General features: G+C 48.7%; 16 protein-coding genes and 1 pseudogene. 6 read left to right on the forward strand and 11 right to left on the reverse strand.

Going from position 1 to position 21,511, the window contains the following annotated elements:
* Positions 1-154 precede the first annotated feature (154 nt).
* The 3 genes from ACOJUN_RS14250 to ACOJUN_RS14260 all read left to right on the forward strand — a co-directional run bounded on the left by ACOJUN_RS14250 (position 155) and on the right by ACOJUN_RS14260 (position 6,098).
* Positions 155-1,978: an F-box/WD repeat-containing protein gene (locus ACOJUN_RS14250; RefSeq protein WP_422132605.1), complete on the forward strand. Its 1,824-nt coding sequence runs from the start codon at positions 155-157 to the stop codon at positions 1,976-1,978.
* A gap of 326 nt (positions 1,979-2,304) precedes the next feature.
* A complete protein-coding gene (locus ACOJUN_RS14255) occupies positions 2,305-4,113 on the forward strand; it encodes an F-box/WD repeat-containing protein (protein ID WP_422132606.1) in 1,809 nt (602 codons plus the stop codon).
* Between the two features lie 287 nt (positions 4,114-4,400).
* On the forward strand, positions 4,401-6,098 hold the full coding sequence (locus tag ACOJUN_RS14260; protein WP_422132607.1) for an F-box/WD repeat-containing protein: 1,698 nt from the start codon (positions 4,401-4,403) through the stop codon (positions 6,096-6,098).
* Between the two features lie 32 nt (positions 6,099-6,130).
* Here the strand turns inward: ACOJUN_RS14260 and ACOJUN_RS14265 are convergent, their stop codons facing one another.
* From ACOJUN_RS14265 to ACOJUN_RS14275, 3 genes and pseudogenes are all read right to left on the reverse strand, one after another.
* Complete coding sequence (locus ACOJUN_RS14265) at positions 6,131-6,688, reverse strand: hypothetical protein (protein ID WP_422132608.1); 558 nt, start codon at positions 6,686-6,688, stop codon at positions 6,131-6,133.
* Positions 6,689-6,754: 66 nt separating this feature from the next.
* Positions 6,755-7,878 (reverse strand): annotated as a pseudogene (locus tag ACOJUN_RS14270) (N-succinylarginine dihydrolase).
* Between the two features lie 33 nt (positions 7,879-7,911).
* Complete coding sequence (locus tag ACOJUN_RS14275) at positions 7,912-8,712, reverse strand: aldehyde dehydrogenase family protein (RefSeq protein ID WP_422132609.1); 801 nt, start codon at positions 8,710-8,712, stop codon at positions 7,912-7,914.
* Here ACOJUN_RS14275 and ACOJUN_RS14280 point away from each other — a divergent pair.
* Together ACOJUN_RS14280 and ACOJUN_RS14285 are read left to right on the forward strand one after the other, a co-directional pair.
* A complete protein-coding gene (locus ACOJUN_RS14280) occupies positions 8,686-9,225 on the forward strand; it encodes a WD40 repeat domain-containing protein (RefSeq protein WP_422132610.1) in 540 nt (179 codons plus the stop codon). The genes ACOJUN_RS14275 and ACOJUN_RS14280 overlap by 27 nt on opposite strands.
* Positions 9,226-9,395: 170 nt before the next feature.
* Positions 9,396-11,213 carry a WD40 repeat domain-containing protein gene (locus ACOJUN_RS14285; RefSeq protein ID WP_422132611.1) on the forward strand — a complete coding sequence of 606 codons (1,818 nt, stop codon included), beginning with the start codon at positions 9,396-9,398 and terminating at the stop codon, positions 11,211-11,213.
* A gap of 32 nt (positions 11,214-11,245) precedes the next feature.
* Here the strand turns inward: ACOJUN_RS14285 and ACOJUN_RS14290 are convergent, their stop codons facing one another.
* The 8 genes from ACOJUN_RS14290 to ACOJUN_RS14325 form a co-directional block, all read right to left on the reverse strand.
* Entirely contained in the window at positions 11,246-11,803 is a 558-nt protein-coding gene (locus ACOJUN_RS14290; RefSeq protein WP_422132608.1) for a hypothetical protein, read from the reverse strand.
* Between the two features lie 66 nt (positions 11,804-11,869).
* The gene (gene astB, locus ACOJUN_RS14295; RefSeq protein WP_422132612.1) at positions 11,870-13,213 is read right to left on the reverse strand and encodes an N-succinylarginine dihydrolase; all 1,344 of its coding nucleotides are present in this window, start codon (positions 13,211-13,213) and stop codon (positions 11,870-11,872) included.
* A 33-nt stretch (positions 13,214-13,246) separates the two neighbouring features.
* Positions 13,247-14,713, reverse strand: a complete 1,467-nt coding sequence (gene astD / locus ACOJUN_RS14300; RefSeq protein ID WP_422132613.1) for a succinylglutamate-semialdehyde dehydrogenase — start codon at positions 14,711-14,713, stop codon at positions 13,247-13,249.
* Between the two features lie 48 nt (positions 14,714-14,761).
* Complete coding sequence (gene astA, locus ACOJUN_RS14305; RefSeq protein WP_422132614.1) at positions 14,762-15,799, reverse strand: arginine N-succinyltransferase; 1,038 nt, start codon at positions 15,797-15,799, stop codon at positions 14,762-14,764.
* 114 nt (positions 15,800-15,913) lie between these two features.
* Positions 15,914-16,738: a DUF1338 domain-containing protein gene (locus tag ACOJUN_RS14310; RefSeq protein ID WP_422132615.1), complete on the reverse strand. Its 825-nt coding sequence runs from the start codon at positions 16,736-16,738 to the stop codon at positions 15,914-15,916.
* Between the two features lie 36 nt (positions 16,739-16,774).
* The gene (locus ACOJUN_RS14315; RefSeq protein ID WP_422132616.1) at positions 16,775-17,806 is read right to left on the reverse strand and encodes an arginine N-succinyltransferase; all 1,032 of its coding nucleotides are present in this window, start codon (positions 17,804-17,806) and stop codon (positions 16,775-16,777) included.
* Positions 17,803-19,065: a hydrolase gene (locus ACOJUN_RS14320; RefSeq protein WP_422132617.1), complete on the reverse strand. Its 1,263-nt coding sequence runs from the start codon at positions 19,063-19,065 to the stop codon at positions 17,803-17,805. Before ACOJUN_RS14320 ends, ACOJUN_RS14315 begins: the two co-directional genes overlap by 4 nt.
* 109 nt (positions 19,066-19,174) lie before the next feature.
* Positions 19,175-20,389, reverse strand: coding sequence for an aspartate aminotransferase family protein (locus ACOJUN_RS14325; protein ID WP_422132618.1), 1,215 nt, complete (start codon positions 20,387-20,389; stop codon positions 19,175-19,177).
* A 269-nt stretch (positions 20,390-20,658) separates the two neighbouring features.
* Here ACOJUN_RS14325 and ACOJUN_RS14330 point away from each other — a divergent pair, with 269 nt between their 5' ends.
* A complete protein-coding gene (locus ACOJUN_RS14330; protein WP_422132619.1) occupies positions 20,659-21,351 on the forward strand; it encodes a class I SAM-dependent methyltransferase in 693 nt (230 codons plus the stop codon).
* The last annotated feature ends 160 nt before the right edge of the window (positions 21,352-21,511 follow it).

The following is a 21,511-nucleotide window of genomic DNA, read 5'->3' on the forward strand; positions in this document are numbered from 1 at the left end:
AGTGACGTTGCTCTGCGTGTGCTGAAAGACAGAAACTTTTGTTAGTTTCACTTAACAACCTGTTATGAACTTTTATTTCATCACCGATTCTAACCCATGGCATCAATTTTAAATGTTCTTTTTAATTGAGGGTAAATACTAGGAGTAACAGAGCATGAATGGAGTCAATAACAACTCCAATATTGTCGGTTCTCTTTCGCCAAGACCTGATCAATCTACATCGATGCCAGCACCAAAGGGTGTCAATACAGGCAGGAAAATTACTGTATGTGACGAGGATGAACTTTCACTAGTCAATTTGCCCAGCTTGGCACAATTGAAAATTATTGGCTGTTTGAAACTTAAAGATATTGCCCGTTTAAAACAGGTGTGTACCCACTTTCGAGAGGTTATTAAAGAAGAAGACATTCTGGCAAAGGCATGGTATCGCCGCTTTTCTTCTGCACACCAGTCCCTGCTAAAGACAGTCGTCACTGCAAAAAATGTTCAGCAACTCAGTGGTTGGCTGGGGCAGTTTACGAATAATCAGGTGTTAATCAAGTCACTTGTAGAACGCCGAAACCATGCTTATTTTCCTGCGCTGCTCTTTTTCAACAACACTGATTTAATGTCGCAACGCAAAACGTTTAATTTAGAGACTAAAGTCACTATTTCCCATAGAAGCGATGTCAACTCGGCCACTTTCAGCACCGATGGCCTCCACTTGGTGACAGCCAGTTATGATGGCACGGCGAGAATCTACGACCAGGAGGACAATGGATCATGGCAAAAAAAAGCCATCATTTCCCATGATGACTTGGTCAGATCAGCCACCTTCAGCACCGATGGCCGCCACGTGATGACCATCGGTTGCGATCACAAGGTGAAAATCTATGGCCGTGATGACGATGGATCATGGCAGGCAAAAGCCATCATTTCCCATGTTGCCCGTGTTGAATCAGCCACCTTCAGCACAGATTGTCGCTATTTGGTGACCGCCAGCCACGATGGCACGGCGAAAATCTATGGCCATGAGGACGATGGATCATGGAAAGAAAAAGCGATCATTTGCCATGGTAAATATGTTAATTCGGCCAACTTCAGCAACAGCAGCGATAGCCACCATGTCGTGACCACCGGTGACGATGGCACAGCGAAAATCTATGGCCATGAGAACGATGGATCATGGAAAGAAAAAGCGATCATTTCCCATCTTGAAGAGGTCCATTCAGCCAGCTTCAGCCCAGATGATCAGCATATAGTGACTGCCAGCAGCGACTACACACTGAAGATCCTTAGCAAGGAGGACGATGGGTCATGGGTAGAGAAAGCCGCAATTTATCATGATAACTGGGCCTGCTCAGCTACCTTCAGCGCCGATAGTACCCACCTTGTGACCACCAGTTATGATTGCACGGCGAAAATCTGCAGCCTGAAGGAGGATGGAACATGGGAAGAAAAAGTAACCACTAGCCATTTTGAGTCTGACGTTTCAGCCACCTTCAGCTCCGATGGTCGCTATTTGCTGACCGCCAGTTACGATAACACGGTGACAATCTTTGCTCTTGAGGATGGAGTATGGAGAGAAAAAGTCGCTATTCCCCACGAAAATGATCTCAGATCAGCCGCATTCAGCGCCGATGGCAGCCACCTGGTAACCGCCAGTGTAGATGGCAAGGTGAAAATTTATGCCCGTGAGGACGATGGATCATGGAAAGAAAAAAACACTATTTCCCATGCCGACGAAGTCAATTCAGCCACCTTCAGTTCCGATGGCCGCCATTTGGTGACTGCCAGCAAAGATTACACGGCGAAAATTATTGGCCAGGAGGCCGATGGATCATGGTTGGAAAAAGCCACTATTTCCCATATGGGTTGGGTCACATCAGCCACCTTCAGCAATGATGGTGGTCATGTGGTTACCGTTGGTAGCGATCGCAAAGTAAAAATTACACAACTACTGATGCATGATTGTTTGCTTTCACTTTATATTCACTAGTCCACCGCTTCTTCATCAAAGAGCGGTTAAATATAGCCTCGAGTAGCCGCTCCCATATTCCATTGTCCACGACAGTGCGACATTGATCGTATTTCAGTAATCCTGTCACCCTGAAGATGAGTGCGCGATCCGGGCTTATCCATTCAAGAGGTTTCTTTTGAGTGACGCTACTCTGCGTGTGCTAAAAGTCAGAAACTGTTGTTAGTTCCACTTAACAACATGTTAAGAACTTTTACTTTAAAACAGAATCTAACTCTAAACATCAATTTCGAATGTTTTTTTGATTGAGGATAAATACAAACTATCAAACTAAGGAGTGACAAAGCATGCGGCCAGACAAGTACTACTCAATCACCGCCGTTTCATATTTACCAGATCCTGATGAACCTGAATCGAAGCGAGCAAAAACCGGTGTCAGTGAGGGTAGGGAAATTACTGCCTTTGAGAATGGTAAACCTCCTCTACTCAATGCCTCCCGCCCGACACAATTAAATATTATTGGCCGTCTGGGGCTTAAAGATATTGCCCGTTTGAAACAGTCATGTACCCACTTTCGAGAGCTTATTAAACAAGAAGATATCCTGGCAAAGGAATGGTATCGACGTTTTTCTCCAGCTCAACAGTCTCTGATGAAGACAGTTATCAAGGCAAGAAGTGATGAGCAACTCAGAGGTTGGGTGGGGCAATTTACGAATAATCAGGCGTTAATCGAGTCACTTGTTAAGCGTCGAAAAGAGGAATGTTTTCCTGCTCTGCTCTTTTTCAACAACACTGATCTGATGTCGAAGTGCAGAACATTCAATGTCGATAAAAAAGTCACTATTTCCCATAAAGCCTTTATCAATTCAGCGACTTTCAGTAAAGACGGTCTCCACGTGGTGACTGCCAGTGACGATGGCACCGCGAAAATCTACGACAAGGAGGACGACGGGTCATGGAAAGAAAAAGCCACCATTTCCCATGATAAATCGGTCATATCAGCCACCTTCAGCGCCGATGGCCTGCACGTGTTGACCATCGGTGAAGATGACAAGGTGAAAATCTATGGCCGTAATGATGATGGATCATGGGAAGCAAAGGCCACTATTTGCCATGATGCCTATGTCAAATCAGCCACCTTCAGCGCCGATGGCCGCTATTTGATAACTGCCAGTGACGATGGCACGGCGATAATCTATGGCTATGAGAAGGATGGATCATGGAAAGCAAAAGCTATCATTCCCCATAATGAATTTGTCAGCTCAGCCACCTTCAGTAACGATGGCCGCCATGTGGTGACTGTCGGTGGCGACCACACAGTGAAGATCCACAGTAGGGAGAACGATGGGTCATGGCTGGAAACCGGCATAATTTATCATAATGACTTTATCAGCTCGGTTAAGATCAACGCCGATGCTACCCGTGTGATGACCGCCAGTTATGATGGCACGGCAAAAATCTACGGTCTGGAGGAAGGTGGAATATGGGAAGAAAAAGCCGCCTTGCACTATTTTGACGATATTGATTCAGTTGCCTTCAACGCCGATGGCAGCTATCTGGTGACCGTCAGCAACAATTACACGGTGAGAATCTATGGCCTTGAAGACGATGGATCATTGGAATTTAAAACCGGTATTCGTCATAAAAATAAGGTCAAATCAGCCGCCTTCAGTGCCGATGGCAGCCATTTGGTGACCGCCAGTTATGATGGCACGGCGAAAATCTATGGTAAGAAGGCGGATGATGGGTCATGGGAAAAGAAAGCCACCATTTACCATGGAGGCGAAGTCAATTCAGCCACATTCAGTCCCGATGGCCGCTATGTGGTGACCGCCAGTGACGATGGCAAGGTGAAAATTTATGGCCGTGAGGACGATGGATCATGGAAAGAAAAAACCACCATTTGCCATAATAGTCGAGTCTATTCGGCCACATTCAGTTCTGATGGTTACCATATCGTCACCGCCAGTAAAGATAAAACGGTGAAAATTATTGGCTTGGGGGCGGATGGATTATGGAAAGAAAAAGCCACAATTTCCCATGGCGGGCTGGTCTCATCAGCCGCCTTCAGTGACGACTGTAGCCATGTGCTTACCACCGCCGCCAACGGTGGCTATCACAAGGCGAAAATTACTGAGCTGCGGATAAATGAATAATTGATTGTTTGCCTTTACCGTGTGCTGAAAGGCAGAAACTGTTGTTAGTTTCACTTAACACCCTGTTATGAACTTTTACTTTAAAACAGAATCCAACCCTTAGTTTCAATTTTGGATGTTCTTCCTGATTGAAGATAAACACAAACTATTAAACTAAGGATTGACCAAGCATGGAATCAATAAGCAACAACTCAAAAGCTGCCTTTTCATATTTACCAAAACCTCCTCAATCTATATCGGAGCATGCACCAACGGGTGCCAGTGGGGGTAGGGAAATCACTGTATCTGTGAGCAGTGAACCTCAGCTACTCAATTTGTCTCGCCCCACACCATTAAATATTATTGGTTATTTGGGACTTAAAGATGTTACCCGTTTGAAACAGGTATCTAGCCAATTTCAAGAGCTTGTTAAACAAGAAGATATTCTGGCAAAGGAATGGTACCACCGTTTTTCTTCAGCACACCAGTCTCTACTGAAGACAACCACCGCCGCAAGAAGTGATCAGCAACTCAGTGCCTGGCTGGGGCAATTTACGAATAATCAGGCGCTAATCCAGTCACTTGTTAAACGTCGGGAAGAGGCTTGTTTTCCTGCTCTGCTCTTTTTCAACAATGCCGATCTAATGTCGCAGTGTGAAACATTTAATGTCGATAAAAAAGTCACTATTTACCATGAGGCCTTAATCCGTTCAGCGGCTTTCAGTAAAGATGGTCTCAACGTGGTGACTGCCAGTCACGATGGCATGGCGAAAATCTATCAAAAGGAGTCCGACGGATCATGGAAAGGAAAAGCCGTCATTCTCCATGATGATGGCGTCGAATCGGCTAGCTTAAGCGATGATGGTCGTCACCTGGTGACCATCGGTGATGATGAAGAGGTGAAAATCTGTAGCTTGAATGACGATGGTTTATGGGAAAAGAAGGCCACCATTTCCCATGATTCCTGCGTAGAGTCAGCCACCTTCAGTGCCGATGGTCGCTATTTGGTCATTGCCAGTGATGATGGCATGGCAAAAATCTATGGCTATGAGGATGATGGATCATGGAAAGCAAAAGCTACCATTTTTCATGATGCATGGGTTAATTCAGCCACTTTCAGCGCCAATAGCTCTCATTTAGTGACCGCCAGTGGCGATCACACAGCGAAGATCTACAGCAAGATGGGCGATGGACTATGGGTGGAAAAAGCCACAATTGATCATGATGACTGGGTCAGCTCAGCTACCTTCAGCCCCGATAGCACCCATGTGGTGACCGCCAGTTATGATGGCACGGCAAAAATATACGGCCAGAAGGAGGGTGGAACCTGGGAAGAAGAAGCGAAAATTTACCATGTTGATGATGTCGATTCAGCTACCTTCAGCGCTGATAGCAGCCATCTGGTGACCGTCAGCAATTGTACGGTGAAAATCTATGGTCATGAGGATGACGGGCCATGGAAAGAAAAAGCCATTATTTTACATAAGGAAGTAGTCAACTCAGCCACCTTCAGCGCTGATTGCAATCATTTGGTGACCGCCAGTGTTGATGGCAAGGCGAAAATCTTCGGCCAGGATGGGGATGGAACATGGGAGAAAAAAACCACCATTTACCATAAGAACGAAGTCAATTCAGCCAGCTTTAGTGCCGATGGCCTTTACCTGGTGACCGCCGGTGAAGATGGAAAGGTGAAAATTTATGGCCATGACAATGATGGAGTATGGGAAAAATTAGCCACCTTTTCCCACAAAGCAGGGGTCAACTCAGCCACCTTCGGTCCCGATGGCTGCCATCTGATAACTGTCAGCAGAGATTCAACGTCGAAAATTATTGGCCTGAGGGCTGATGGATCATGGGTAGAAAAAGCCACAATTTCCTTTGGGTGGGGGGTTGAATCAGCCACCTTCAGTAACGACTGTGGCCATGTGCTTACCACCGCCAGCAGTGGCTATCCCGGTGGCTATAACAAGGTGAAAATCTTTGAACTACGGAAAATGAATAATTGATTGCTTGCTTTCATTCTCCAATATCCCCGACGTTACTTCAAATTGCCCAGCATTCTGGCTATGGCCGCTTCGGCTCTGGCCAGCCGTGTTTCATTGCTCAGTCCGGGAACAATCGTGCCCTGGGCAACCCCTTTCCACAGGGCGTCGCCGGTATTGGCCCGAATCAGGGCAATGGCTATGGTCAGTTTTTCCTGGCCCGGCTCAGTGACCAGTCCCGGCGTTGTGCCAAAGAATTGAATCAGTTCTGCGTCGGAGACGATGGAATCGGAAGCAATGCCATAGCGAACAATCAATGAATTCTGTGGGATCTGGTCAGGATCGATAGTCATTTTCGCTGACAGCTGTTTGGCTATCTCGAATTCTATTGTTTGATAAGCACTCTCACGGCTGGGGAACATCGGGTCCGCTTCTTCGGGGATAATGGGCTCGAACATCAGACCATCAAAATCGGCTAAAGAGAATCGATGCAGAGGCGAAGAAGTAATCGACAGGGGGGCGACCTGGGGATTTTTCTGAGGAGCCGTCAGGCTTACGCAACCTGTAAGGACTATGGAAATAAGCGCCACCATGGCAAGCGACATTGTTCTCATTTTTTTCTCCCATGAAATGGATGAGCTGATTCTATCACTTGCGGAGATAAAATCAGCTCCGGGCCTTTACACCTGTTGGAACTGATAAATAGACCCCAGTTTCAGAAGGCCGGTTAACTCATCCAGTGCTGTGCGAGACTCAATCAGAAGTTCAGGATCGGCAAGATCGGCTTCAGTCAGCCTGTCGCGGTAATGCTTTTCAACCCAGTGGCAGAGTGTTACATAGAGAGTGTCGTTTATCAGGCAGGCCTGGTTGGTGGCAGCCAGTTCCTCAGAAGTCAGCACAACTCTCAGGCGCAGGCAGGTCCACCACCATTATTCATACTTTGACCCAGGTCGAACACTTTGATGTTATTGATGGGATTATCGGATGCAACCAGCCCTTCCAGATAGGTTGCAACCTGTCGATCGCTCTGGCAATCAGAGGGAACAACAATAGTCATATCACGATCGGAAGTGCTGAGCAGCTGGCTGTTGAACAGGTAACTTTTCACTGCCTTGAGTTGATGGATGCGGGCAACAGCCTGTGAGGCTTCCAGAGTCTGTCGAGCCGGAAACTTTGTCGGAGCTGGCCGGGCGTCATCAAAGCTGTAACGGCCATAAACAAAGAACTCTACCCCTTCGTCTCCATAGTTCTGACAGAAACGGGTATGGTTGGCTGCACCCTCATCACCGAAGTGAGAGCTACTGACAAGTGCAGGATGATGCGTAAAATGCTCCTCGCTGGAGAAAACGGCTTTTAGAATTCTGCCTGTTATCTCATGCTCAATGGAGCGGTGAAACTTGCTGCACAGGTTTGCAGGTGTAAAGTGCACGGTGCCAGAGGTTGTATCGGCGCTGGGTGATACGCTAGCGGCATTAGCGGTCCACATGGTGGATGCAGAACTGCATGCGGCAAGAATTTTGGGCACCTGTCGTGAGGCTTCGGCAAGCACTTGTTCATCACTGCCGCTAAAACCAAGCTTGCGCAGGGTATAAACGTCTGGTCTTTCCTGGGGTGCCAGCACTCCCTGTACTAAACCCATGTCGTGCAATGCCTTCATTTTCACCAGACCCTGTAAAGCAGCCTGTTTGGGATTGGAAGGCGCTGACTGATGATGGGTTGAGGCGATATTGCCCAGAGACAGGCCAGCATAGTTATGGGTTGGACCTACCAGGCCATCAAAATTGGCTTCAACAGTTTTATTCATATCTCTTCTATTCCGATCTCGGAGCCAGCGTTATTAAAGCGTTAAACCCGGGGCCAGTTTTTCCGGGAGTGACAGGCTCTCAGCTTCCACACTGGCTACCGGGTAAGCACAGTAATCAGCGGCAAAGTAGGCACTGGGGCGGTGGTTACCACTGTCGCCAATACCACCAAATGGCGCAGCACTGCTGGCTCCGGTGATGGGCTTGTTCCAGTTGATGATTCCGGCCCGGGAGCGGTGCAGGAACTGTTCATAGTCTTGACGACTGTCACTGAAAATGCCTGCGGAGAGTCCATAGCGGGTGTTATTGGCCTGTTCAATGGCTTCGTCGAGCTGGTCGTAACGAATTACCTGCAACAGAGGGCCAAAGTATTCTTCATCAGGCAGCTCTTTAATGGCGGTAACATCAATAATGCCGGGTGACAGTAAACCGGTGCCTTTCTTCAATTTTTGGCTCGTCAGCAGTGATTGACCACCCAGCTGCTGCAGGTGTGTCTGAGCTTGAAGAATAGCGTCCGCCGCCGCTTCTGAAATAACGGCTCCCATGAAGGGCTGGTCTTCATCATTCCATTGACCCACTTTGATGTTGCCAGCGGCTTCGACCAGCTGATCAATAAAACTATTACCCCATTCTGAGGCAGGAACGAACAAGCGCCTGGAGCAAGTACAGCGCTGACCGGCAGTAATAAACGCTGACTGAATAGCGTCGTGTATCGCTGCTTTGTGGTCTTTAACTTCAGTAATAATTAATGGATTATTGCCACCCATCTCAAGAGCCAGAATTTTGCCTGGCTGGCCACCAAACTGCTGTTGGAATTTAAAACCGGTATTCGTCATAAAAATAAGGTCAAATCAGCCGCCTTCAGTGCCGATGGCAGCCATTTGGTGACCGCCAGTTATGATGGCACGGCGAAAATCTATGGTAAGAAGGCGGATGATGGGTCATGGGAAAAGAAAGCCACCATTTACCATGGAGGCGATGTCAATTCAGCCACATTCAGTCCCGATGGCCGCTATGTGGTGACCGCCAGTGACGATGGCAAGGTGAAAATTTATGGCCGTGAGGACGATGGATCATGGAAAGAAAAAACCACCATTTGCCATAATAGTCGAGTCTATTCGGCCACATTCAGTTCTGATGGTTACCATATCGTCACCGCCAGTAAAGATAAAACGGCGAAAATTATTGGCCTGGGGGCGGATGGATTATGGAAAGAAAAAGCCACAATTTCCCATGGCGGGCTGGTCTCATCAGCCGCCTTCAGTGACGACTGTAGCCATGTGCTTACCACCGCCGCCAACGGTGGCTATCACAAGGCGAAAATTACTGAGCTGCGGATAAATGAATAATTGATTGTTTGCCTTTACCTTGTGCTGAAAGGCAGAAACTGTTGTTAGTTTCACTTAACACCCTGTTATGAACTTTTACTTTAAAACAGAATCCAACCCTTAGTTTCAATTTTGGATGTTCTTCCTGATTGAAGATAAACACAAACTATTAAACTAAGGAGTGACCAAGCATGGACTCAATATATAACAGCTCAAACACCGGCGTTTCATATTTACCAGAACCTGATGAACCTGAATCGAAGCGAGCAAAAACCGGTGTCAATGAGGGTAGGGAAATTACTGCCTTTGAGAATGGTAAACCTCCTCTACTCAATGCTTCCCGCTCGACACAATTAAATATTATTGGCCGTCCGTGGCTTAAAGATATTGCCCGTTTGAAACAGTCATGTACCCACTTTCGAGAGCTTATTAAAAAAGAAGATGTCCTGGCAAAGGAATGGTATCGACGTTTTTCTCCAGCTCAACAGTCTCTGATGAAGACAGTTATCAAGGCAAGAAGTGATGAGCAACTCAGAGGTTGGGTGGGGCAATTTACGAATAATCAGGCGTTAATCGAGTCACTTGTTGGGCGTCGAGAAGAGGAATGTTTTCCTGCTCTGTTCTTTTTCAACAACACTGATTTGATGTCGAAGTGCAGAACATTCAATGTCGATAAAAAAGTCACTATTTCCCATGACTCCTTATACAGTCTAGCGACTTTCAGTAAAGATGGTCTCCACGTGGTGACTGGCAGTGACGATGACACGGCTAAAATCTATGGCATGGAGTCCGATGGATCATGGAAAGAAAAAGCTACCATTCTCCATGATGAAGGCATCGAATCGGCTACCTTTAGCGACGATGGTCGCCACCTGGTGACCATCGGTAATGATGACATGGTGAAAATCTGTAGCCGTAATGACGATGGTTCATGGGAAGAGAAGGCTGCCATTTTCCATGATACCTGCGTTGAGTCGGCCACCTTCAGTGCCGATGGCTGCTATTTGGTCATTGCCAGTGATGATGGCACGGCAAAAATCTATGGTTATGAGGACGATGGATCATGGAAAGCAAAAGCTTCCATTTTTCATGATGGATGCGTTAATTCAGCCACTTTCAGCGCCAATAGCTCTCATTTAGTGACCGCCAGTGACGATCACACAGTGAAGATCTACAGCAAGATGGGCGATGGACTATGGGTGGAAAAAGCCACAATCGATCATGATGACTCTGTCAGCTCAGCTACCTTCAGCCCCGATAGCACCCACGTGGTGACCGCAAGTTGTGATGGCACGGCAAAAATATACGGCCAGAAGGAGGGGGGAACCTGGGAAGAAGAAGCGAAAATTTACCATGTTGATGATGTCGATTCAGCTACCTTCAGCGCTGATAGCAGCCATCTGTTGACCGTCAGCAATTGTACGGTGAAAATCTATGGCCATGAGGATGACGGGCCATGGAAAGAAAAAGCCATTATTTTACATAAGAAAGTAGTCAACTCAGCCACCTTCAGCGCTGATTGCAATCATTTGGTGACCGCCAGTGTTGATGGCAAGGCGAAAATCTACGGCCAGGAGGAGGACGGAAAATGGGAGAAAAAAACCACCATTCACCATAAGGACGGAGTCAATTCAGCCAGCTTTAGCGCCGATGGCCTCTACCTGGTGACCGCCAGTAACGATGGAAAGGTGAAAATTTATGGCCATGACAATGATGGAGTATGGGAAAAATTAGCCACCTTTTCCCACAAGGCAAGGGTCAACTCAGCCACCTTCGGTCCCGATGGCTGTCATCTGATAACTGCCAGCAGAGATTCAACGTCGAAAATTATTGGCCTGAGTGCTGATGGATTATGGGTAGAAAAAGCCACAATTTCCCATGGGATGTGGGGGGTCGAATCAGCCACCTTCAGTACCGACTGCGGCCACGTGCTTACCAACGCCTGCGGTAGTTATGAAAGCAGCTATAACAAGGTGAAAATTATTGAACTACGGAAAATGAATAATTGATTACTTGCCTTCATTCTCCAATATCCTAGACGTTACTTCAAATTGCCCAGCATTCTGGCTATGGCCGCTTCGGCTCTGGCCAGTCGTGTTTCATTGCTCAGTCCGGGAACTATTGTGCCCTGGGCAACCCCTTTCCACAGGGCGTCGCCGGTATTGGCCCGAATCAGAGCAATGGCTATGGTCAGTTTTTCCTGACCCGGCTCAGTGACCAGTCCCGGCGTTGTGCCAAAGAATTGAATCAGTTCTGCGTCGGAGACGATGGAATCGGAAGCAATGCCATAGCGAACAATCAATGAATTCTGAGGGATCTGGTCAGGATCGATAGTCATTTTCGCTGACAGCTGTTTGGCTATCTCGAATTCTATTGTTTGATAAGCACTCTCGCGGCTGGGGAACATCGGGTCCGCTTCTTCGGGGATAATGGGCTCGAACATCAGACCATCAAAATCGGCTAAAGAGAATCGATGCAGAGGCGAAGAAGTAATCGACAGGGGGGCGACCTGGGGATTTTTCTGAGGAGCTGTCAGGCTCACGCAACCTGTAAGGACTATGGAAATAAGCGCCACCATGGCAAGCGACATTGTTCTCATTTTTTTCTCCCATGAAATGGATGAGCTGATTCTATCTCTTGCGGAGATAAAATCAGCTCCGGGCCTTTACACCTGTTGGAACTGATAAATAGACCCCAGTTTCAGAAGGCCGGTTAACTCATCCAGTGCTGTGCGAGACTCAATCAGAAGTTCAGGATCGGCAAGATCGGCTTCAGTCAGCCTGTCGCGGTAATGCTTTTCAACCCAGTGGCAGAGTGTTACATAGAGAGTGTCGTTTATCAGGCAGGTCTGGTTGGTGGCAGCCAGTTCCTCAGAAGTCAGCACAACTCTCAGGCGCAGGCAGGCAGGTCCACCACCATTATTCATACTTTGACGCAGGTCGAACACTTTGATGTTATTGATGGGATTATCGGATGCAACCAGCCCTTCCAGATAGGTTGCAACCTGTCGATCGCTCTGGCAATCAGAGGGAACAACAATAGTCATATCACGATCGGAAGTGCTGAGCAGCTGGCTGTTGAACAGGTAACTTTTCACTGCCGTTTCCACTCTGATCTGACTTTCAGGCACTTCAATAATGCAGAAGTCATCCCGGCCATAGGCATTTTTCAGGTCGTTATAGACTTGAGCCTGGTTCAGGAAAGCTTTCTCGTGACAGAACAGGACGTTGCGATTCCCCACAGCAATAACATCATTATGGAAAACTCCCTGATCAATGACTTCGGGGTTTTGTTGTGCAAATACAGTACGACTGGTATTGAGTTGATGGATGCGGGCAACAGCCTGTGAGGCTTCCAGACTCTGTCGAGCCGGAAACTTTGTCGGAGCTGGCCGGGCGTCATCAAAGCTGTAACGGCCATAAACAAAGAACTCTACCCCTTCGTCTCCATAGTTCTGACAGAAACGGGTATGGTTGGCTGCACCCTCATCACCGAAGTGAGAGCTACTGACAAGTGCAGGATGATGCGTAAAATGTTCCTCGCTGGAGAAAACGGCTTTTAGAATTCTGCCTGTTATCTCATGCTCAATGGAGCGGTGAAACTTGCTGCACAGGTTTGCAGGTGTAAAGTGCACGGTGCCAGAGGTTGTATCGGCGCTGGGTGATACAGTAGCGGCATTAGCGGTCCACATGGTGGATGCAGAACTGCATGCGGCAAGAATTTTGGGCACCTGTCGTGAGGCTTCGGCAAGCACTTGTTCATCACTGCCGCTAAAACCAAGCTTGCGCAGGGTATAAACGTCTGGTCTTTCCTGGGGTGCCAGCACTCCCTGTACTAAACCCATGTCGTGCAATGCCTTCATTTTCGCCAGACCCTGTAAAGCAGCCTGTTTGGGATTGGAAGGCGCTGACTGATGATGGGTTGAGGCGATATTGCCCAGAGACAGGCCGGCATAGTTATGGGTTGGACCTACCAGGCCATCAAAATTGGCTTCAACAGTTTTATTCATATCTCTTCTATTCCGATCTCGGAGCCAGCGTTATTAAAGCTTTAAACCCGGGGCCAGTTTTTCCGGGAGTGACAGACTCTCAGCTTCCACACTGGCTACCGGGTAAGCACAGTAATCAGCGGCAAAGTAGGCACTGGGGCGGTGGTTACCACTGTCGCCAATACCACCAAATGGCGCAGCACTGCTGGCTCCGGTGATGGGCTTGTTCCAGTTGACGATTCCGGCCCGGGAGCGGTGCAGGAACTGTTCATAGTCTTGACGACTGTCACTGAAAATGCCTGCGGAGAGTCCATAGCGGGTGTTATTGGCCTGTTCAATGGCTTCGTCGAGCTGGTCGTAACGAATTACCTGCAACAGAGGGCCAAAGTATTCTTCATCAGGCAGCTCTTTAATGGCGGTAACATCAATAATGCCGGGTGACAGTAAACCGGTGCCTTTCTTCAATTTTTGGCTCGTCAGCAGTGATTGACCACCCAGCTGCTGCAGGTGTGTCTGAGCTTGAAGAATAGCGTCCGCCGCCGCTTCTGAAATAACGGCTCCCATGAAGGGCTGGTCTTCATCATTCCATTGACCCACTTTGATGTTGCCAGCGGCTTCGACCAGCTGATCAATAAAACTATTACCCCATTCTGAGGCAGGAACGAACAAGCGCCTGGAGCAAGTACAGCGCTGACCGGCAGTAATAAACGCTGACTGAATAGCGTCGTGTATCGCTGCTTTGTGGTCTTTAACTTCAGTAATAATTAATGGATTATTGCCACCCATCTCAAGAGCCAGAATTTTGCCTGGCTGGCCACCAAACTGCTGGTGGATCAGTCTTCCGGTATTGGAGCTGCCGGTGAAGAACAGACCGTCAATGCCTTTGTGCCTGGCCAGAGCCATACCCGTTTCTTTTTCGCCCTGAACCATGTTCAACACGCCTTCCGGCAGCCCGGCCTGCTGCCAGAGTTTGATGGTTTCTTCCGCAGTAGCCGGGGTCAGTTCGCTGGGTTTGAAGACAACCGTATTGCCCGCCAGCAGGGCCGGAACAATGTGCCCATTGGGCAAGTGTCCCGGAAAATTGTAGGGGCCAAAAACCGCGACGACACCATGAGGCTTGTGTCGTATAAAAGCGCGGGCTCCGGGCATGGTGTTTTCTGTCGTTCCGGTGCGCTCATTACAGGCTTTGATAGAAATTTCAATCTTGCCTTTCATGGCCGCTGCTTCAGTTCTGGATTCCCAGAGGGGTTTACCCGTCTCCATGGCAATGGTTCTGGCCAGCAAGTCAGCATTTTCTTCAACCTGTGCGGCAAACTTGCGCACCCGTTTAATGCGGTCTTCCAGAGTGCGTGCAGCCCATTCCGGCTGGACTTTTCGGGCTGCTGAAATGGCCTGATCAACCTGGGAGGGTTGAGCAGCAGAACCACTCCAGATGATTTCACCACTGGCTGGATTCAGGGAATGAAATGTCTGCCCCTCACCCTGAAGCCATTGTCCTTTTATAAATAGAGAACCTTTCATAATGTAACTCCGTTAGTGAGCCATGGGCTGTTTATCAATAACTGCTTCTTAGCGATGACTTCGTTGTGGGTTGAAAAGTGGCACGACTCTGAGTTCATCGCCGTCCCCTACATTCAGTGCCTGAGCTTGTTTCTGGCTGATGTTGACGAACTCCAGTCCTTCAAAAGACAATTGTCCGGCGATGCAGCGAAAGTCACGGAAGTGACTATTGGCCATCAGCCAGACCGTTTCATCGGTATCCAGGTGGTTATGGACTTTGATCCGGTAGCGACGGGAATCCCTGATTGCCCGGATGTCTTTAACCTGAGTTTCCAGCACCGGGCCACCATCAAAAATGTCGATATAACCGGTGTATCGGAACCCTTCGCCCTCCAGTAGTTTTCTGGCCGGTACGGTATCCTCATGAGTCTGGCCAATGACACTTTGGGCTTTTGCCGGTAACAGGTTGCTATAAATGGGGTTGCGTGGCATCAGCTCGGCGATAAAGGATTTACCACGGGCGACCTGTTGATCAGCCTCGACAAAGTCCACGGCAAAGAATTGTCTGCCCAGGGCTTCCCAAAAAGGAGATTCACCCTCTTCATCGGAAAAACCACGAAGCTCAGCAATGACGCTTTCGTCAAAGCGAGGCTCATGAGCGGCCATGAAAAGAAAGCGGCATTTGGACAACAGGTGTCCATTACTGGATTTGCGGTATTGCGGTGTCAGGAACAGAGTGCAAAGTTCTGAGTGACCTGTGTAGTCACTACAAAGTGTCAGGGTCTTGATACGGGTATAGACATCCAGTTCTCTGGAGGCATGTACCTGAGTGTTGACCTTATAGTTGTACCAGGGATCTTTAAGGCCCACAGCGGACTCAATGCCGCAGACACCAACGACCTCTGCTGTTTCCATGTCTTCCATGACGAACAGGTAGTAAGCTTCTTCCAGAGGTTTTTCAGCCCTGAAGGAGTTGACTGCCCATTCGAGCTTTTTCTGAACCATCTCAGGGTCAGGTTGCAGGGACGAGAAACCCACGCCGGTTATCTGGGCAATCTGCCAGAGTGCGTCGTGATCCTGTTCGGTGATGGGTCTGATTATCATCATAAGAAAACGTCACTGAATAGTTGTTGTTTTTGATTATATTGAGCTGAATAGAGCAGCCTGAGAAAAAATCTGCACTGCCGCTTTTGCCTTCTTCAATAACTGAACAACTCCAGATTATTGGGTTGACCGGGTATCAGTGCTTGCAAAAATTTTGTCAGCAGAAGCGGCTACAAACCCCTGATAGAGTTTGCCGTCGGGCAGAGGGTAGCGCTTGGCAAACTCATAAAAGCAGCCGGGGATTTCCCGGTCACCATCGGAGAAGCTGACGTTGACTTTACCGGCCATAGTGGATGACTGCTCCAGAAGCACTTCGGGAGAGCCTTTCACCAGACCGCCGCTTTCATTCAGTATGAAACCATTGTCCTGCAGCATCTGGTTCAGAACCTGGATGTCATCATGGGATTGCAGGTGATTAATGGAGACAGTGAAGTGGTTGGGACGGTACCCGAGGGCTGCCACCCAGGCAGCGTATTCACTTTCCTGTAATAGCAGGTCATAGTCTTGCTGACTGACCGTCCAGGGTCGTCCTGAAAAACAGAAATCATCCTGAAGAACAGACGTTTCAGTGACCTGGTTGACCAGGCTGTGGATAACTTGCTGAGCTTCAATGGACAGCGCCTCAACCAGCAGCTCACTGATAAATACTTTTGGCAGGGTGTCGTCGGGATGCTGGAAGTGTTTGGCTACCAGTTTTCTGCCGGGAAACTCATAGTCGCCGCCGGCAACATAACCTGCATCGAGAAAAGGGCGTGCTACTTTTTCGAGGCTAACCCTGTCCAGATTGTACGTTCGCAATGCAATGTGATCATTGATCACTAAGCCATCATTTTGAGCAGCAAAGAGGTTATGGATTGTCCGGGCGTCAGGGGTCAGTTCCAGATAATTCTGCCACATGGCTTCCAGAAGGGTTTTGATCGTGTTTGTTTTGGCTTCTGTCATTGCCTGTATCCTCTAACTTTATAAGTCCAAGGTCTTTTAATAGCTAACTGCCACTCTGACGGAGTCTCCGTCATTCAGTTGCAGCAGGTCTGTTTCTTTCTGTTTCAGGGTGGGGGCTTGAGGGTTGAAAGCCGTGCTGATGCATCGAAAAGATCGGGCCGATGTATTGGCTACAAGATAGTCGTCGTTTTGTGTATAAACTGTTTCTCGTTCAGCCGATGTTGTGGATAGATCCGGTTGATGGATCTGGCTGTCACGGAGAGTGGTTAGCCGGTCGGTTCCTGCTTCCAGAGTGGGGCCAGCATCAAAAATATCCACATACCCCTGATAGCTGAAGCCTTCCCGTTCAAGAATGTTAAACACCGGCTCCCGGTCGGGTCTGGGTTCACCAATGACTGCTCTTGCCTGCTTCGGCAGCAGGCGTGTGTAAATCGGATAACGGGGCATCAGGTCAGCAATAAAGTTCTTTTCCTCAAGGCCGGTCAGATAATTGGCTTTGGACATCGCCATTGGGAAAAAGTGAGCGCCCAGACTGTTCCAGAACGCTGAGCGGTTGTTTTCATCAACAACGCCCTGAATTTCTGCCAGAACACGGTCAGCAAAACGGTCTCTGTGTTCAGCTATGAACAGCAGCCTGGCACGGCTCAGCAACTGAAGGTTAGACCAGCTGTCGTGTTGTTGAGAGATAAAAAGAGTGCAAAGGCTGGTGTAACCCGTGTAGTCCTGACAGAGCTTTAAAACCGTCATCCGGTTAATGGTTTGCAGTGTCTCGGAGGCGTGAACTTCTTCGTCGACACGGAAGTTATAGAAAGGCGCCGAAAGACCTATCGTGGCGATAATGCCAGATATGCCAAGAATCTCACCCGTTTCCTGATCTTCCAGAACAAAGTGGTAGCTTTCTTCTCCGGCACCTTCAACGTTCTGACTGAGGGAGTCACGGGTTTTGCAGATCAATTCTGCCAGATGATCACGGTTCGCAGGCAGGGTGGTCATTGAGCCTCTGGCGCTGTTGGCCAGTGTTTCCAGAGCACTGAGGTCTTGATAATCAACAGGTCTGACGACTTTCATGGTCGGGACTCTTTGTTTTTCAGCCAGGCGTTTCCGGTACCCAGGGCTTCATTACGGGCCAGGGTCAGTAGCAGGGCTGCACTCAATTTGGCTCTGGGTATCAGGCTGCTGATTTTCAGGTACTCCTGTTCACTGTGGATATGCCCACCCTGAACACCCAGAGTATCAATATTGGGAATGCCGGCTGAGGCCAGGTTGTTGCCGTCGCAGCAGCCGCCGGTTGGCTTTACATCAAGAGTCAGCCCCAGGGCGTGACCACACTGTCTGGCCAGCTCAAACAGTTGCTGATTGGCCGGAGTGAGTACCTTGGGCTTTCTGCTAAAGCCACCGTGAAGTTCCAGACGGATACCGTTGCGACTGCTGATCTCATTGACAATCATTTGCAGTTCCTTAAGGCACCACTGCTCATCTTCCGGTCTCTCCAGACGTATATTGAAACGACTTATGCATTGGTCCGGAACAATATTGGTTGCGCCACCACCGTGAATATAGCCGGGATTAAATGTGACGCCTTCCCGCTTTCCGTTCAGGTCATCCATAGCAGAGACAAAGTCACACAGGGCACGAATAGCATTTCTTCCCAGATGATGTTCCCTGCCAGCGTGGGCTGCTTTGCCGTAGCAGACAGCAGTGAAGTTTCCGCTGCCCTTGCGTTGACCCGCGAAGCTGCCATCCGGGAAGCAGGGTTCGTAAATCATGCCCAGATCTACACGGCTGGCGGCGTCTTTTATTAACGCAGCAGAACCCGGTGAACCTATTTCTTCATCCGGGTTAAAGAGAATTTCCCAGCCAATTTGATCTGCCCATGGGCTTGCTTCCAGAATTTTGAGTGCATTCAGCATCACAATGATGCCGCCTTTCAAATCGGTGACACCCGGACCATTGATAGTATCTTCATCAAGTTGAATAACCTTCTGGAAAGAGCTGTCTTTTGGGAACACAGTGTCCATATGGCCGCACAGGAAAACCTGCAGGGGCGCCTCGGGGCGCTTACGGATTCTCAGGGCCTTGCCCAATGTGTGTTGAATCACTTCCCCCTGGTCATTAATTACTTCATAAGGTTCCAGGTCAATGACTTCTTGTTTTCCACCCAGAGGTGCAGTCATTTGTCTGAGGCGTTCCATCACCTGATTAACGCCCGTGGCATTGAGACTGCCAGAGTTGATTTCAGCCAGTTCAATGGTGTGTAGAAGCATCTCTGCCTGAAGGCTGTCCAGACGGGTTAGCAGGGATTGTAGCGGGGCAAGAAGGTCGGACATGAAACACCATTTTCAGAGATGTTTTTTGTTGAAATGCACACTAATGCGGCATTCTCTTCTGATTAAAGAGGGGCACCGGCCAGAAGCAAGAGACCGGTGCAGTGGTTAATTATGAATTGACTACCTTGGCAATTGCCCGTTCCAGTGCTGCCATACCTTCACGGATATCTTCATCCGGGATGATCAGTGAGGGGGCCATTCTCAGCACATTCGGGCCAGCAACCAGCATCATCAGACCTTCTTCAGCAGCAGCAGCCAGAAAGTCTTTGGCTTTGCCGTGCCAGTTTTCGGTCAGCTCTGCACCCATCAGCAAACCTTTGCCACGAACTTCGCTGAAGATGCCATAGACTTTGTTAATGCGTTCCAGCTCGCTTCGAAAGAGTTCGTGTTTGCTGCTGACATTGGCCAGAACCTGATCGTTGTGGATCAGGTTGATGGTTTCAAGAGCGACAGCGCAGGCCAGCGGGTTACCGCCATAGGTGCTGCCGTGGCTGCCAAAGCCGAAGCTTTTGGCCACCTCGTCGGTGGTCAGCATGGCAGCTACGGGGAAGCCACCGCCCAGTGATTTGGCTGTGGTCAGAATGTCTGGAATGACACCGGTGGTCATGTAAGCATAAAACTCACCGGAACGGCCTACACCGGTTTGCACTTCATCCAAAACCATCAGAGCTTTGTGTTCATCACATAGTGCTCTTATGCCCTTCAGGAACTCTGGGTCCGCCGGGATTACCCCACCTTCACCCTGGATCGGTTCCAGAACGACCGCACAGGTCTTGTCTGAAATGGCTGCTTTCAGGGCCTCCAGATCGTTGTAGGGTAGATGAGTCACACCGGCGGGGACCGGCGCATAACCTTCACAGTAACTTGGCTGGCCTCCCACTGTTACAGCAAACAGGCTGCGACCGTGGAAGGAGCTTTTGAAGGATATGATTTCATGCTTTTCAGGGCCAACATGATCAAAAGAATACTTTCTGGCCAGTTTGAAGGCTGCTTCGTTGGCTTCGGTGCCCGAGTTACAGAAGAATACTTTATCGGCAAAGGAGATCTCGGTCAGGCGCTGGGCCAGAGCCAGAGCAGGCTCATTGGTGTAAACATTACTCATATGCCAGAGCTTTTCACTCTGTTCCTTGAGAGTCTTGACCAGCCGAGGGTGGCAGTGGCCAAGAGCATTAACGGCAATACCCCCTGCGAAATCGATGTATTCTCGGCCTTCCTGATCCCAGACTCGTGAACCTTTTCCGCGAACGGGAATCATCGCCTGTGGTGCGTAGTTAGGCACCATGACTTCATCGAAGGTCGCTCTGTTAACGGAGTATTCGCTCATTTCTTGTCCTCGGTGTACATGGTTTTTATATAGTGAGCGTCTTTCAACAGGGTAGAGACTGAAATGCGCTGCTTCCGATCATGGCTGATTTATCAAGAACTTATTTATTGTTTTGGCCGCTTGCCTATCCACTATAGATCAAAGTCGGATCGAACAGTTTACACCAGGCGACCTGAAGTTTTCTCTGAGGATCATTTGCTGAGAAACTTTTTTTCTGAACGGCTCTGCTATTTTTTATCTTCAGGTTCCCATCACAGTGATATGAGGTTATGGAGTACTCAGAAGAGATAGCAAGGGCTTATGCCGAAGAGAAAAACCACCTCGGATTTATGATCCGCAGAGACCTGCCTGGAATCCTGGATAAATACGTTAAAGTGGGAGCCCGGGCGCTGGACTATGGTTGCGGTGCAGGATTGATGATTCCGCTATTAAAAGATGCCGGGTTTGATGTAGAGGGTATGGATATTTCAGACAGTATGCTCCATCAGGCTATAAAGGATCATCAGAACACGGTATTTACCCGCATTCATTCCGCAGCTATTCCTCGTCCCGATGCGTCTTATGATTTGGTGATGTTGTCTTATGTTCTGGTTGAAATAGACTCTTTATCTGAAATGGAGGCGGTGATCCGCGAAGTGAAAAGGGTACTAAAGCCCGATGGTGCGGCGATAGTGATTGTCAGTTCAGAGCAAAAGTTCAAGGGCAACTGGTTGACGATCGATAATGACTTCCCTCAAAACAGGGAGCTTACCAGTGGCTGTCGAGTTAAATGCTCTGTGGCGGATTCGGGGGTGGTCTTTGAAGATTTTTTCTGGACTGATGAGGACTACCGCTCAGTATTCTCTCTGTCGAATTTGAACCTGCTGGCGTTTAGTCAGCCTCTGGGGACGGCAGATGACGGGATGCCGTGGAAGGACGAGCTTCATTCACCTTTGTTCAGTATTTACATTTTGGGGCATTGACTGGCCATTGTCCTGATCTGAGCTGCAAGGCTTATTTCTGTACTGAAAGAAGATGCCTTTAGTTGTTATGATGAATTTTTCAGAGTCTGGCTTCTGTCCATAGAGATATCATCAGGCACGCTTTACGAGTATTTTTTCCCTATGAAGAATAATTCTTTTT

The organism is Endozoicomonas sp. ALD040 (assembly GCF_049275945.1).
GTDB lineage: Bacteria > Pseudomonadota > Gammaproteobacteria > Pseudomonadales > Endozoicomonadaceae > Endozoicomonas_A.

What these genes read in the sequence shown, in the direction of transcription:
- ACOJUN_RS14285 (WP_422132611.1), top strand. Translation starts at nt 9,396, where the DNA reads ATGGACTCAATATATAACAGCTCAAACACCGGCGTTTCATATTTACCA.
- ACOJUN_RS14290 (WP_422132608.1), bottom strand. Translation starts at nt 11,803, where the DNA reads ATGAGAACAATGTCGCTTGCCATGGTGGCGCTTATTTCCATAGTCCTT.
- ACOJUN_RS14320 (WP_422132617.1), bottom strand. Translation starts at nt 19,065, where the DNA reads ATGTCCGACCTTCTTGCCCCGCTACAATCCCTGCTAACCCGTCTGGAC.
- ACOJUN_RS14325 (WP_422132618.1), bottom strand. Translation starts at nt 20,389, where the DNA reads ATGAGCGAATACTCCGTTAACAGAGCGACCTTCGATGAAGTCATGGTG.
- ACOJUN_RS14330 (WP_422132619.1), top strand. Translation starts at nt 20,659, where the DNA reads ATGGAGTACTCAGAAGAGATAGCAAGGGCTTATGCCGAAGAGAAAAAC.
- ACOJUN_RS14310 (WP_422132615.1), bottom strand. Translation starts at nt 16,738, where the DNA reads ATGACAGAAGCCAAAACAAACACGATCAAAACCCTTCTGGAAGCCATG.
- ACOJUN_RS14265 (WP_422132608.1), bottom strand. Translation starts at nt 6,688, where the DNA reads ATGAGAACAATGTCGCTTGCCATGGTGGCGCTTATTTCCATAGTCCTT.
- ACOJUN_RS14275 (WP_422132609.1), bottom strand. Translation starts at nt 8,712, where the DNA reads ATGACGAATACCGGTTTTAAATTCCAACAGCAGTTTGGTGGCCAGCCA.
- astD (WP_422132613.1), bottom strand. Translation starts at nt 14,713, where the DNA reads ATGAAAGGTTCTCTATTTATAAAAGGACAATGGCTTCAGGGTGAGGGG.
- astB (WP_422132612.1), bottom strand. Translation starts at nt 13,213, where the DNA reads ATGAATAAAACTGTTGAAGCCAATTTTGATGGCCTGGTAGGTCCAACC.
- ACOJUN_RS14315 (WP_422132616.1), bottom strand. Translation starts at nt 17,806, where the DNA reads ATGAAAGTCGTCAGACCTGTTGATTATCAAGACCTCAGTGCTCTGGAA.
- ACOJUN_RS14255 (WP_422132606.1), top strand. Translation starts at nt 2,305, where the DNA reads ATGCGGCCAGACAAGTACTACTCAATCACCGCCGTTTCATATTTACCA.
- ACOJUN_RS14250 (WP_422132605.1), top strand. Translation starts at nt 155, where the DNA reads ATGAATGGAGTCAATAACAACTCCAATATTGTCGGTTCTCTTTCGCCA.
- astA (WP_422132614.1), bottom strand. Translation starts at nt 15,799, where the DNA reads ATGATGATAATCAGACCCATCACCGAACAGGATCACGACGCACTCTGG.